This window comes from Clostridium sp. 001 (genome assembly GCF_019056555.1).
Taxonomy (GTDB): Bacteria; Bacillota; Clostridia; order Clostridiales; family Clostridiaceae; genus Clostridium_B; species Clostridium_B ragsdalei.
Genome location: NZ_CP020473.1, coordinates 1,549,051 through 1,562,657, shown reverse-complemented (window position 1 = coordinate 1,562,657; position 13,607 = coordinate 1,549,051). Strand labels below are relative to the sequence as shown.

The 13,607-nt window shown below is 29.3% G+C and carries 14 protein-coding genes; 7 read left to right on the top strand and 7 right to left on the bottom strand.

Going from position 1 to position 13,607, the window contains the following annotated elements; translation table 11 throughout:
- The first annotated feature begins 15 nt into the window (after positions 1–15).
- Positions 16–999 (top strand): methyl-accepting chemotaxis protein, encoded by a 984-nt coding sequence (locus B5S50_RS07060; RefSeq protein ID WP_217303459.1) that lies wholly within the window; start codon positions 16–18, stop codon positions 997–999.
- A 113-nt stretch (positions 1,000–1,112) separates the two neighbouring features.
- Here B5S50_RS07060 and B5S50_RS07055 read toward each other — a convergent pair whose 3' ends face one another.
- Positions 1,113–2,498: an IS4 family transposase gene (locus tag B5S50_RS07055; RefSeq protein ID WP_217302042.1), complete on the bottom strand. Its 1,386-nt coding sequence runs from the start codon at positions 2,496–2,498 to the stop codon at positions 1,113–1,115.
- Between the two features lie 223 nt (positions 2,499–2,721).
- On the bottom strand, positions 2,722–2,961 hold the full coding sequence (locus tag B5S50_RS07050; RefSeq protein ID WP_242872079.1) for an SHOCT domain-containing protein: 240 nt from the start codon (positions 2,959–2,961) through the stop codon (positions 2,722–2,724).
- Between the two features lie 459 nt (positions 2,962–3,420).
- On the opposite strand from B5S50_RS07050, the gene B5S50_RS07045 reads away from it, so the two are divergent.
- The 3 genes from B5S50_RS07045 to B5S50_RS07035 all read left to right on the top strand — a co-directional run bounded on the left by B5S50_RS07045 (position 3,421) and on the right by B5S50_RS07035 (position 7,032).
- The gene (locus B5S50_RS07045) at positions 3,421–3,978 is read left to right on the top strand and encodes a nitroreductase family protein (RefSeq protein ID WP_217303458.1); all 558 of its coding nucleotides are present in this window, start codon (positions 3,421–3,423) and stop codon (positions 3,976–3,978) included.
- Between the two features lie 621 nt (positions 3,979–4,599).
- A complete protein-coding gene (locus tag B5S50_RS07040) occupies positions 4,600–6,438 on the top strand; it encodes a serine hydrolase (protein WP_217303457.1) in 1,839 nt (612 codons plus the stop codon).
- 204 nt (positions 6,439–6,642) lie between these two features.
- Positions 6,643–7,032, top strand: a complete 390-nt coding sequence (locus B5S50_RS07035; protein WP_065076979.1) for a carboxymuconolactone decarboxylase family protein — start codon at positions 6,643–6,645, stop codon at positions 7,030–7,032.
- A gap of 97 nt (positions 7,033–7,129) precedes the next feature.
- Here B5S50_RS07035 and B5S50_RS07030 read toward each other — a convergent pair whose 3' ends face one another.
- The 5 genes from B5S50_RS07030 to B5S50_RS07010 form a co-directional block, all read right to left on the bottom strand.
- Entirely contained in the window at positions 7,130–7,930 is an 801-nt protein-coding gene (locus B5S50_RS07030; protein ID WP_065076978.1) for a hypothetical protein, read from the bottom strand.
- Positions 7,927–8,613, bottom strand: a complete 687-nt coding sequence (locus B5S50_RS07025; protein ID WP_217303456.1) for an ABC transporter permease — start codon at positions 8,611–8,613, stop codon at positions 7,927–7,929. The genes B5S50_RS07030 and B5S50_RS07025 overlap by 4 nt, the downstream gene beginning before the upstream one ends.
- 1 nt (position 8,614) lies before the next feature.
- The gene (locus B5S50_RS07020) at positions 8,615–9,325 is read right to left on the bottom strand and encodes an ABC transporter ATP-binding protein (RefSeq protein WP_065076976.1); all 711 of its coding nucleotides are present in this window, start codon (positions 9,323–9,325) and stop codon (positions 8,615–8,617) included.
- 179 nt (positions 9,326–9,504) lie between these two features.
- Entirely contained in the window at positions 9,505–10,854 is a 1,350-nt protein-coding gene (locus B5S50_RS07015) for a sensor histidine kinase (protein WP_217303455.1), read from the bottom strand.
- Positions 10,851–11,570 carry a LytTR family DNA-binding domain-containing protein gene (locus B5S50_RS07010; protein WP_217303454.1) on the bottom strand — a complete coding sequence of 240 codons (720 nt, stop codon included), beginning with the start codon at positions 11,568–11,570 and terminating at the stop codon, positions 10,851–10,853. Before B5S50_RS07010 ends, B5S50_RS07015 begins: the two co-directional genes overlap by 4 nt.
- A 319-nt stretch (positions 11,571–11,889) precedes the next feature.
- Between B5S50_RS07010 and B5S50_RS07005 the strand changes: the two genes are divergently transcribed.
- The 3 genes from B5S50_RS07005 (at position 11,890) to B5S50_RS06995 (ending at position 13,506) form a co-directional block, all read left to right on the top strand.
- A complete protein-coding gene (locus tag B5S50_RS07005) occupies positions 11,890–12,093 on the top strand; it encodes a hypothetical protein (RefSeq protein ID WP_217303453.1) in 204 nt (67 codons plus the stop codon).
- A gap of 67 nt (positions 12,094–12,160) precedes the next feature.
- On the top strand, positions 12,161–13,249 hold the full coding sequence (locus tag B5S50_RS07000; protein ID WP_217303452.1) for a VanZ family protein: 1,089 nt from the start codon (positions 12,161–12,163) through the stop codon (positions 13,247–13,249).
- A gap of 26 nt (positions 13,250–13,275) precedes the next feature.
- Positions 13,276–13,506: a response regulator gene (locus B5S50_RS06995; protein WP_254306728.1), complete on the top strand. Its 231-nt coding sequence runs from the start codon at positions 13,276–13,278 to the stop codon at positions 13,504–13,506.
- Positions 13,507–13,607: the final 101 nt, after the last annotated feature.

The following is a 13,607-nucleotide window of genomic DNA, read 5'->3' as shown; positions in this document are numbered from 1 at the left end:
CAAGGGAGGACATATATGCTTAAAATATTTAAAAGAAATGAAGAAGTGGATATGGTAGATAGCAGCTGCAGTGAAAAAAGCAAAGCTAAGTCAAATGTTGATATTGATGAGAATAAATATATTAATTATAGTTTGAATTATATACAAGAAAGAATGTCCAATCTTATGGATAGTGAAATTACAATATCAAAGGCTGTATATGATGTTTCAAATACATTTAATCAAGTTTCTCAAAGTATAAGTAAAATAGAAGATGTGCTAAATAACTTCAATGATAATTTCAGTTATTTTTCGACAAGTTCGAATAATATAAATGCAGCTGCAGATAATTCCATAAAATCTTTAGATGATGCCAAAGTTATTGTTGGTGATTTAGAGAAAAAAATGAGTAATATTCAAAGCAGTATGAATGAATTTGCCGATATGTTTAAGACACTTGAAAGTTCTTTTAATGATATAGGAGAATTATCAAGCAATATCAGTGATATAGCTAATGAGACAAATCTTCTGGCGTTAAATGCTAATATTGAAGCAGCAAGGGCTGGAGAAGCAGGAAAAGGATTTGCAGTTGTTGCTGGAGAAGTTGGAAAACTTGCAGATTCAACTAAAGAATTGGTGGAAGGCATAAATAGAAAGATGTCAGGTATGAATGACAACTTGGGTAAATTATCTGGAGCTATAAAAAATTCTAGTTCAGCTTTAAAGGAAGGAATATCCTCGGCAGAAAGTACAGAACAAGTTTTTACGGAAATTCTTAATTCATCTAAGGAAGTAAAAGAAAGATCGGGAGAAATTAGCAGTTCTATAAGCAGCAATGAGAAAGAAGTTGAAGAAATATCAAATGATATAAGGAACATAATTAACTCTTCAAAAGTTGTAAAAAATGAAATTAGTGATTTAAATATGCAGTCATCCCAAAAGTCAGCAATATTTTCAGATATAATTAATTTTTTAGAACAGCTTGATGCTATTTTTGCAGAAAAGATGAAAGAGAAATAATAGAGATGTAATTAAAAAATACCAGGTAATTTTTGCTGGTATTTTTTATATAATGTTATCCGATGACTACCTGCTCTAATACTCCCGCTTTTCCAAGCTATACATTGCACACATCATTGGTAAGAAATTGGTAAACGAGCTGCAATCCAACCTTGTGCAATATCATTAAGGCGCATTAAACCACGCCATATAACTTTTACACCTGGCTGACCATCGCTTTTACGACCAAGAAATCCACCTAATTTAGCTATCATAAGTACAGCTTCCTGTAGTGTTGGAGGCTGAGTTGGTGGAATAGGTACTCGATTAATTACGCAATGGAGTGCTTGCCACTCATGATCTTGCAGAACTATATCGCATATTGCTTCTGGATTTTGCTCAGATTCGAGCTTTAACCAAAGAAGCTTCCATGCCACTATAGAATATATTGCAAGGGCGTTTTGCAAGCTTTCTGAGGTCTCTAATTGGAGTTCCTCAATATTACAACCACTTTTTAAAGTATAATGATAACGTTCAATTTTCCAACGTTGCCTATACCATTTGATTTTTTCAACTGCTTGTTCAAGGCTTTTTACAAGCAATGTTGTTATAAGAAGCCAATATATAGGTTTAACTCCTTTGGGAGAATTTATCTCCTCTGCCAAAACTAAATATAATTTAAGATTAGGTAATAACTTTGAATCTTTACGATTAACTGGAGGTTTTATTGTAACAGGGCAATATTTGATAGATAATGTAGCTTCTCTAGGTGGACGTTTGTTTTCAGTGTCTCTAGGTATGTTTGTAAGGATTTGACCCATTACAGGACTACTCTCAATTTCTTGAATTAGATGCTTCCCGTTTTCGAGAACTCTCCTTTTTTGGGTGACTCTTACGAGCAAATCTCTTTCTTCCGATACTGCTTTATGGAAGAAATCATAAACGTCAGCTTCACGATCACAAACAGTAACTACATTTATGTATTGTGGAACATCTTTGAGACTTGAATCTAAAGCGTCAAGCCACTTTTGACTTTCTTTATCTGATGTAGAGCGTTCACGTTTGGTAACCCGTTTCCCAAGTTTTTTTGGATCACGTGTCCATACATGTCTTGATAAAATACCAAGAGGGATACCTTCTACTGTTACTGCAAGGGTAGTATGATTTAACAACCCAAGGTCATATTCTGTGTTACCACATATACCTAAACCTCTAGTTGCAGGATGATCTTTATAATCTAATGTGGTGGTATCTTGTATTGCCAAGACAGTGTCATACTTTTTCATACGCTCGATAGTTTGTTCTCTATGGCTCATTAGGATTGCCTCCGGTTTAACTCTATTGTTACTAAAGAATCTGTATGTTGCCTGTGTTGCAGCATAGCTTTTACATGACTGAGGTATTGAACTTTCAGGGTTTTTGTAGAAAGAATTAGCTATTTTAGTTAACCTTTCATTTAGTCTATTATCTGCAAAAGGTGCATCATTAAATTCCTGTAGTACCCAATCATTAGTATGCATATAAGCCTCCTGAAATATTTAATCTTATATGCATATTAATATATTTATTTATCAATGTTCAAATGTATGTTTTGGCTCTGTATACGTTACTTACCAATTAAATTCCAAACTTATGTGCAATGTATAGCTTTTCCAAGTGGGAGTAAAGAGCAGTTACGTCCCTGGATAACGATTTCTAAGCGTCAGGTGGAGTCAAAACTCTATCTGATGCTAAGAACTCTGTTTATGATTGAATTTGAGTTTTCTTGTTTCTATATTCTTCTTCAGTTAGTTCTCCTCTGGCATACCTTTCATTAAGTATGTTTAAGGCATTATTGTTTCCAGCTATTTGGTTATTTGGCTTACTTGATTGATGAAGGTAGCGTATAAGAGCCACAGCAGCTAAAATTGTTAAGGCAATCATACATATCATCATAAAAAGTCCCCAGCCGTATCCCATCATTCCATATCCATAATAACCCATTATTAATATCACCTTCACTTTTTATTGAAAAATAGTTATTAATTTAATTATTTGAATTATATATAAAAATTATTCTTATAAATTTTTTGGCATTTTTTATTGACAAGAAAAGAAAAATAAAATATAAAGAAATTAGAAACATAGAATACTAACTATTAAAAACTCAACTTTCACAGTTTAAAAACTTTGCGAAGCAAAGCTTCGCAAATTAAGAATTAATAATGAAAAATTAATAGTGAAGGATAATTTTTAGCTGTCGTAAAAAATCTTTAAATTTATATAAATCAGCAATATTTTGCTTTAGCAAAACGAGTAGTGAAAAGCTTAATCAAAGATTTTTTGTAGTGTAACGGAAAAAAAATCCACATTAACTATTAATTCTTCATTCTTAACTATTAATCAAAACTTTGTATATCTGAAGGTTGAGTTAAAAAAACAGGTCTTGAAAGGGGTAATAAAATGGAAGTTTTAGAATGCATTAGCGGTAAAAGAAGTGTTCGAGCATATACAGATGAAGTAATATCTAAAGAAACTATAACTAATCTTATAGAGCTTGGAACAAAAGCTTCAACTGGTTCAGGTCTTGAACCATGGGGATTTGTAGTTATTCAGGACAAGGATGAAATAGATTCTTTATCTGAAGCTACAAAACAGTATTTATTGAAAAATATTGAAAAATATCCTTACTTAGGTCAATATGAGAGTTGGTTAAAGAATCCTAAATATAATATATTTAATAATGCAGGTACAGTGCTAGTTATTTACGGAAATAAAGAATCTCACTGGCATGTTTATGACTGCAGTCTTGCAGCAGGCAATATTATGCTTGCAGCCCACAGCATGGGGATTGGGACTTGCTGGATTGGATTTGCAGAAGCTCTATTAAATACAAAAGAATTTAAAGAAAAACATGGGGTACCTGAAAACTACGAATTGGTTTCTACCATGAGTATGGGATATATGAAAATTAAATTGACTCCACCAGAAAGAAAAAAACCTTTAATATTTTCTAAGTAAAATTTATATAGAGTTTCTAGATTGAAAGTTAACTTATATCGAATCATATAATGATAAATTTCATCACGTTAAGAACTTTAATAAGTCTAAAGCTTGGCATTTTGAAAATCTAAGAACCTTAGCTAAACTCGTGCCTCAGGAATATCTAAGCTCCTAAGATTTTCTAAAATGCCTCGCCAAGACTTATGGAAAAGTTTTTAAATGTTCTTTCAATTTTGTCATTATATGTTACTTATAAGTTTAAATTTCAATCGCAAACCCATATAGAATTTTTAAATAAAGTATAAGTCGATTTTTAAATTAGAGGATATATGTTAAAGGATCCTTTTATTTTAAATAATTTTGAGATTATAATATAGGAAGAAATAATATATTATGAAAATAGGAGAATTAATCTTAATTTTTTCTTAAGACTTTCTTTAATATTACTTATCAAAATCACGGTATAATTTGGGCATATAGGAAATCAAGCTATACATTGACATATATATCATTAAATGATATGATTTATTTACAATATATCATTAAATGATATATTGATAAGGGGGGAATTTTATTGAAGGTAAGTCAGATTTGTAAAATCAATCTCTTAATCAAAAATTTGAAGGGATGGATGTGTGAATGATTAAAAAGTGTATATCAGGTCTTCTTGTATCGCTTACTCTTGTCACTTATTCAGCTGTAACACCTGTAAGTGCACAAGCGATTGCTGGGACTGGAACAGCTATAACTGCATCTAAAACTAGTTCAATTGTAGTAAAGGTAAATGATAAAGCAATTATATTAGATCCAAAACCATATGTGAATTCAAATTCAAAAGTTATGATGCCACTTATTCCAATACTTAAACAAATCAGAAGTGATGCTGTTTTACAGGTTAAAGGTAATAATATTACAATAAAAGGTTCTAATGTAAATGTTACATTTACAAGTGGAGATGAGAAAGTAACTGCTAATGGTAAGGCTATTACGCTGTCCACAATTCCAATAGTGAATTATGGACAAGTTTATGTGCCACTTGAGTTTTTTAGTGAAGCATTTAATGAATTAGTTGATTGGGACAGTACTACTCAGATAGTCAAAATATCTGATATGAAAAAAAATACTGAAGATAGCTTGAATAAGCAATTAGTTTATACAAAAGATAAAATAATTGCTGCAAAGTTGGATGATTATTTAACTGCCTTACAAAAATCAGATAATTTTCATGGAAGTGTTTTAGTTGCTAAAGATGGAAATATACTCTTAAATAGAGGGTATGGTATGGCAAACTTCGAACAAAATATTAAAAATACATCTCAAACTAGATTTTTGATAGGCTCAATGACAAAACAATTTACAGCAATGGCAATAATGCAGCTTGAACAAAAGGGACTCTTAAGTGAACAAGATAAACTTTCAAAGTATGTACCTGATTTTCCCCATGGAGACGAAATAACTATCTATAATTTACTAACTCATACATCTGGTATTAAAAGTTTAAATGAGATGCCTGGATTTTTAGATATGAAGCCTGAGGACTTGCAAAATATAAATACTGCAATTAACTTTTTTAAGAATAAACCTCTTGATTTTAAACCAGGTACTCAATTTGAATATTCTAATTCAGGATATTTATTGCTTGGATATATAGTTGAAAAAGTAAGTGGAATGAATTATGAAAATTATTTAAATAAAAATATATTTAAACCACTAAATATGAATGACACGGGAATTGGCTATATAGGAAAAGAAAAAATGTATAATTCAAGTGGATATCAAGGATATTTGGATGTAACACCAATAAGTGATGAAATTATAGTTGATGGTGTACATGGAGCAGGTAATTTGTACTCTACTACAGAAGATTTATATAGATGGAACATGGCACTTGATACAGAAAAGCTTGTAAGCAAGAAAACTATGGACAAAATGTTTTCAAAGTATGTTGAAATGGCAAAAGGAAGCGGCATCTACTATGGTTATGGCTGGATGATAGTTGATGGAGATAATGGTCATGAGGTTTTTCACGATGGAAATGTACTTGGATTTACAAGCAATATAGCAAGGTATACAGATAAAGGTTTAAGTATAATTATACTTACAAATTCAGGGTACTATACTATAAATCCGCTTACATACATGCTTTCAAATATAGCACTTGGAAAAAATAATTATAGTATGCCAAAAGCAAAAAATGTTATAAAACTTGATAATAGTGTATTAAATAAATATATAGGTAAATATAAATCTAAGGATATGGGAGATATTTCAATAACAAATGAAGGTGGACATCTTTATTACTCAGCAGATGGAACAAATCAAAAATATGAGCTTTTTGCTGAATCTCAAGATAAATTCTTTATGAGAATTTTATATGGAGATACTACATTTGATAAAAATTCAAATGGCCAAATTACAGGTATTACCATTAACATGCCTGGTTATGGAATGCAGTATCATGGTGATAAAATTAATTAAAAATTAAACAATATAGTATTTTGTATTAGTAAGGCTGTTGATGAAATATTTTGTCAGCAGCTTTTTGAATTTTAGATTTTCATATACCTGCGTATAAGTTGATTTTTGAGTTAGAAAACCCTATATTCAAAATAGTTTTTATACTATAATGAAAATGTAGAATAAAGGAAAAAATAATATATTATAAAAGTGGGGGAATTAATTGTGAAAGATTTAGAAAGTATACTTGATTATTATAAGAATGAATTGAAATGGGATCCGCCTTTTGCTAAAGCTTTATCTAAATATTGTCCTGATGGATTAAAGGGTTATTTAACCATGCGTGAATCGGTTCAAGAAGGACATTTACCTAAAAAAACAAGAGAATTAATTTTTGCCATATTGGATAGTTTAGATGATGAAGTAAGTGGTGCAAAGTCACATGCTGTTGCTGCCATAGAAGCAGGTTTGACTATGGAAGAATTAGTAGAAGCATTTGTGATTGTAACTATTGTTAAAGGTATTAATGTTTTATGTAAAGCAGGAGTGGAGGCAATAAACGCAGCAGAGAAAAGGTTTGAAGAAATAAACTCTATGAAAGAAAATCAAAAATAGGACAAGTACCACAAAAGCACTTTAAACCATATAAATATAATGGATTAAGGTACTTTTTTATTATTAACTCTGGAGATTGAAAATGATTAGAAAAGTTTCAGGCAAATTCCTTATTTTTGAACAATTTTCTTCCTATAAAATAAGCACCTAGCAAATATATAATGGATACTCCATTTACCATCAGCAAAGAGATTAATGATATATTGTCAGCTCTGAACTTCTCCATAAGACCAAGTACTCCTATAGGCGAAAAGTTACTTGTGATTGTAAGTCTGTCTGAAACAGTTAAAAATATGGAACTTACAATGCCTATAGATATACTAATTGTTGTGTTTTTAAAAAACAAAGATATTATTCCTATAATTAATCCAAATGAAGCAACTGGAATTATTGCAGAAAAATAAATTAATACAATTCTTCCTAAACCATCAAAACTCAATTTAAAAACAAATGCACTTATTGTAAATCCTAATATCAATGTCAAAATAACTACTAGTGCTGAATAAAAAATAATACTAAGTATTTTTGCTTTAAATACATTAACATGATCTTTAGTTAATCTTGCAAAGTATTTCATGTTCCCACTAAAAAAATCTTCACCAAATATGCTAACTGAAAATACAGTCATGAAGAATGCAAAGTATGGTACGACTGTCCTAAATATAAATTCTGTGCTGAATTGCTTTAAAAATATTACACTATTCATGTTCAAGATCTCAATTTTAAGCTGACTGTTGTATTTGCGTGACATAGGTGCATTATTCATTATATGTCCTTTCTCTAAATATATCATATAACATATTGCTGAAATCATGAATATGACAAATACCATAAGTACATATAATTTTTTAGAATGCAGCATTTTTATAATTTCATTTTTAAAAAGTTTGAGTATCAATGTATCAGCTCCTTTTTATTGAATAACTTAAAGTTTAAAAATACAAGAATTATAATGTATATTGAAAATAAGATTATAGAAAATTTATCAGTTTGATTTTTTAAAAGACATTCCCATAGAAATCTTCGTGGAGTTATATTTCCAATTGTCTTAGGAATAAAGTCTGACATTACAATTAAAAGAAATACGAGCAATGATAGTATAGTGCTGTTTTTGTATAGTATAGAAATTAAAACATATATAAGTAATACTGGCATAAGTGCAGTTAAAAACAACAATCCCATTTTTATATCTAAAAGTAAATTAATATGTACTGAATCTTTGAAAATATAGATTACATTTAAAATAGCAAATGTAAAAATTATCATAATGCCTGTTATTAAAATAAGAGAAACTATTTTGCATAAAAGTACTTTTGCTTTGCCTTTATAAATTACAACAAATTTCATGCAGCCAGATTCATAATCACGTGTAATCATATCGGAAGCTATTGGTGCTAAAATTATTGGAAGCATAAACACAAGGGAAGACATATCGTTATAAAGCAAGCTGTGAAAAGTAACTATAGCGGAGGCTTTATCTCCAAATATTACATCATTCAATAAAATGAATATAAATATGATACCTCCATATATTGATATTTTTAAAGGAGTAAAAAATTTTATAAATTCATTTTTTATCATATTAGAGTCCCACTGCTTTCATAAAATAGTCTTCTAGAGAATTAGCACTTTTAAGTAGATTTTTCATAGAATCTTCAACAATTATTCTGCCTTTATTTATCATTGCAACTCTATTACATATATTTTGTACTTCATTTAAAATGTGAGAACAGTATATGAAAGTTGTACCATTTTCCCTAGCTAATTTGTTAATTAAATTTCTCATATCTCTTACTCCTTCAGGGTCGAGGCCATTAGTTGGTTCATCTAATATAACAATTTGGGGTTTAGATAAAAATGCTCTTGCCACTGCAAGCCTCTGCTTCATTCCCATAGAATAATTGCTTACTTTTTTATCTTTATCATCTATCAATTTTACTAATTCCAAAACCTCATAAACTCTCTCTTTGCTGAGATTCAAGACATTTGCATAGAGTATTAAATTTTTATATCCAGATAAATTATTATAAAAGCTTGGATAGTCTATCATGGCTCCTATATCTGAAGGATTGTTTTCTCCATTTTTAAATACATTTTTGCCATCTATGAAGACTTCACCACTTGAAGGTTTTAGTAAACGCAAAATAGTTTTTATAGTTGTTGTTTTCCCAGCTCCGTTTGGACCTATAAAACCATAGATGTCTCCTTTGAATACCTTCATATTGATGTTGTCAATTACTTTTTGACTCTTATAGTATTTACTTAAATTTTTTACTTTTAAAATTGGTTCCATTTTTTATCCTTTCTTAAAAGATTAATTTTTAGTTTGCAAACCTAAACATCCATTACATATTAACAGGTATTAGTGCATATTTTATATATTAGTCCAAAAAGGATGTCCTGAATTCATAAATAGCAGAAGCTGATACGGTTAAGATTAAAAAATTTGCGTTAAAGAAAAAGACACCCTAGTTAGGATGTCCCATGTATATTCTTAATCCATAATTCCTGTATAAACATATTGTCCTCAACGGATGTATTTATAAATACATTATTGTATTTTGTATCTATAGTATCTTTTAAGATATATAAGCCAAGGCCTCTTCCATCTCCTTTAGTTGAAAAACCTTTTTCATATATTTTGTGTATTACTGGTTTCGCATTCCCAAAGTTATTGTGAAGTGCTATAACTACATAATCCTTTTTTACACAAATGCAGAAATATAGCTTAGGCAAATCACATTTCATAGATGCTTCTATTGCATTATCCAAAAGTATTCCAAGTATCCTGCATAAATCCATTATGTTCATATATATTTGAGATATATCTTCTACTATTTCTACTTTTATATTTATTCTTGAGGATAATGCTTTTATTAGTTTTGTAGAAATCAAGGCCTTTAAAGGCAGTATCTTAATATGTTTTAACTTATCTATATTTGTGTTATTCCACTTTATATTTTTGTCTATGTTGAGTACATTATCATAAAAGAAATCCTTGAGATCATTGACATTAGAAGTATCTATATATTCCTTAAGAGGAATAAGCATATTTATGTAATCATGCTTGAATTTTCTCGTTTCACTGTACATTTCTTCAACTACATGTGCATATTCTTCTATTCTATATTTTTCTTCAATTTCTCTTTTTAAATCAATTTCAATTTTTAAACTCTTGTCATAATTATAAATTATTATAAGTATGAGTATTATTGAAATAAGAGGAATTCCAAGAGGAAGATAGCATTCAGTTATAAAATATATTCCAAAATAATTTACTGAATCTACCAGAGGATAAATAAAGAATATACTTAAAGCTATGGGAATACTTATACTGAGAATCATCCTATATCTTATTTGCCGCAGTGAAACTTTTTTAAAATTCCCCAATTTATAAGAAATATGCTTTTTTATTGCATGTATTAAAAGTGTAAAAAATAGTATAATTATGAGTTCAACAATGTAATTTTTAAAAGATATTGTTTTATAAACATCTAATTTTAAAATTCCATTATACATGATGTTAATAAAGTATATTGTAAAAATGGTTATGAGTATTTCTATAGTACTTTTTATGTCTTTACTATTTTTTAATAAAAATATTATTAGTATTGTAAAGATAGGGAGTATTAAAATATATGAACCAGTTTGAAGTACCACTCCAACTACAAAAGATATGACAAAGTACTTTTTCAGTACATTTAAGGTAACCCTATCTTTAAATAATATGTATATTGAAATACAACACAATAAGCTAATTTGCAGTGAAGGGAAGATCACGTCTGTAAAAAGTTTGCTTATGGGAAATTTTTTGATGATCATTTTATAAGACCTCTCTTATATCTAAAAGAAACAAGACATTCTTCTCCATTTACCATAATGATTTTGTTATTTTTCAAATCTATTTCATCAATCTTGTGTTTATTTACAATATAGGACTTATGGCACCTGTAAAAGTTTGGAGTTAGTTTTTGCTCCATATCTTTAAGATTTCCATAAAACTCTATTTGCCTATTTTCCTCATGAACTCTTATCTTATGGGGGGTACTGCTTGTCTCAATAAACAAGATATCAGACAATTTTATATTTATTATTCTAGAATCTTCATTTACTTTAATGTATCCTTCGCTGAAATTTTCTTTAGTATAAGTATTGTAAGCTTTCATAAGACAGCTTGTTACCCGTGCTTTAAAGTCATCTTCGTCTTTAGCAACATAGTCCATTGCTTCAACTTTATATTTAAATACAAGATAGCTCATTTCCATATGAATAGTTGTAAATATTATAAATCCATGTGGATCTAAATCCCTTATCTTTTCACCGAGTTTTATTCCATTTATACTGCTTTTTAAATCAACATCCAGAAAGTAAATTCCAGTTGCTGCATGATCCTGGACATAGTTTAATAATTCCATTGGATTGTGGGTGCACACAGATATATGTAAATCTAAAGATTCCCTCAAAATAGTGTTTTCAATAATTTGTTTAATTTTATCTCTATAAGATTTATTGTCGTCACAAATAAATATTTCCAGCATACTATACCTCGCTTATTATAAAATGATAATATAATTATATCATGATCAATGAATCTTACTTAGTGGGAAAAGCAGATATCCCAAATCTTTGATTTGGTGATAGTCGCTTTCTCTTTAGAGTTTTGTTTCTCCAACTAAGTTTAGATGAATTATCTAGGGGCGTAGCTACTGTTATCTCCCACTTTGATAGAAGTGGGAGTGTTACAGTAGGTAGCCATCAGATAAAATAAGTGGTACGAAATTAAAAATGACAAATCAGTTGTTTATAATTATATGCCGTTACTGCTGCCGTATATTCCAATGATGAAGCTTGAGTTTAGTGAAATATTCTTTGACTGCAGAGGTTCCAGCATTGATTGTATTTGCAGCAGCAACTTATACGTTTATTCGCCTATTCATTTTCTTTGATAACCCTGTATATGCAGATGAAGAAGAAATATTTACTTTTACAAAGCAGGCAGCTGGGATGATTAGCATGATAGGATTTTTGGGCATACTATCTACAATATACTTATGGTTGTAAACAAGCAGATACTTGAGATCCTGAATAATTAATAAAATTTTATGATATATCATGAGGAGTTGTTTAAATGTCAGAATATATTATTCCAATAAAGATAGCAGTAATTACGTTCCCAATTTTTGCAGCATTATTTACTCTGCCATTTTTGATATACCAATATAGAAAACATGGATATATCAATTATTATAGAGCATTTCTGCTATACCTTTTCTTGTTATATTTAATAACAGCATATTATCTTATTATACTGCCATTGCCTAAAACACGGGATGTACTAAGTTTACAGAAACCTGGGACTAAGCACATTCAGCTAGTGCCACTTAAATTTGTGGTAGATATTTTAAGTGAAACAAAGGTTCAGTTAATAAAACCTTCAACTTATTTTCATTTATTTAAAGAAAGAGCTTTTTTACAAGCAGTTTTTAATGGAGTTCTACTGTTACCGCTGGGCATTTATTTAAGCTATTATTTTAAAAACAACATTAAGAAGACTATATTGATATCATTTTGTGTTTCTCTATTTTTTGAACTTACTCAATTAAGTGGGTTATACGGCTTTTACAATGCACCTTATAGAATTTTTGATGTAGATGATTTGATGTTAAACACTTTAGGTGGATATTTAGGTTATATGATAGCACCAGTATTTATGAAATTACTGCCTAATGTTAGTAAGCTGGACGAAAATGTTAAACTTGAGCATATTACTGTTGGTTTTGTAAGAAGATTTTTAGCATTTGCATTTGATTGGTGCATTTTTATTATTTTGTCAATAATTACAAGAGGATATTTAAAAATTTATATATTTGTATTCCTCTATTTTATATTAATTACTTACTTTACTAATGGTAAAACTTTTGGAAAATGGATTCTTAGAATAAAAGTTACAGGTAGGGATGAAAAATTAAAATTTAAAGAAGTATTGATAAGATACGGTGTACTATATTATGTATTTTTTGGAGGAAATTATATAATTTTTAGTAAAAATGCATTAAGTCACAGTATAGGAGGTGGTTATTTCAATTATATTTTAATGATTTTAGTATTTTTATTAAATTTAGCAGTCATTCGAAATATAACAGTACACTTTTTTTCAAAAGATAAAAAATTGTTTCATGATAAAATAAGCAGTACAAGGTTAACAGTGACAAATTAAAATAATGTAATGCTTATAAAAGTGCTATGAATAAATTCAAATTTGATGGGGATTTTCAGCTAATAGTACTTGATTTAATGGTACCTTTCATAGATGGATTTGAAATAATAAGAAGAGTTAGACAAAAAAGTACTGTACCTATACTTGTAATATCAGCAAAGAATATGGAAATGGACAAAGTATCTGCTATAAGTATGGGTGCAGATGATTATATTGTAAAACCATTTTCACTGCCCAAGGCATTTGGGAGAAAATAACAAGTCGAAGATTTTTCCAGAGCTTAAAGCTAAAAGGGGTAACTATTTTTGGTGGAACAGGAGCAGTAAACAAGGACGTTGAAAATGAATTATCAAAGATA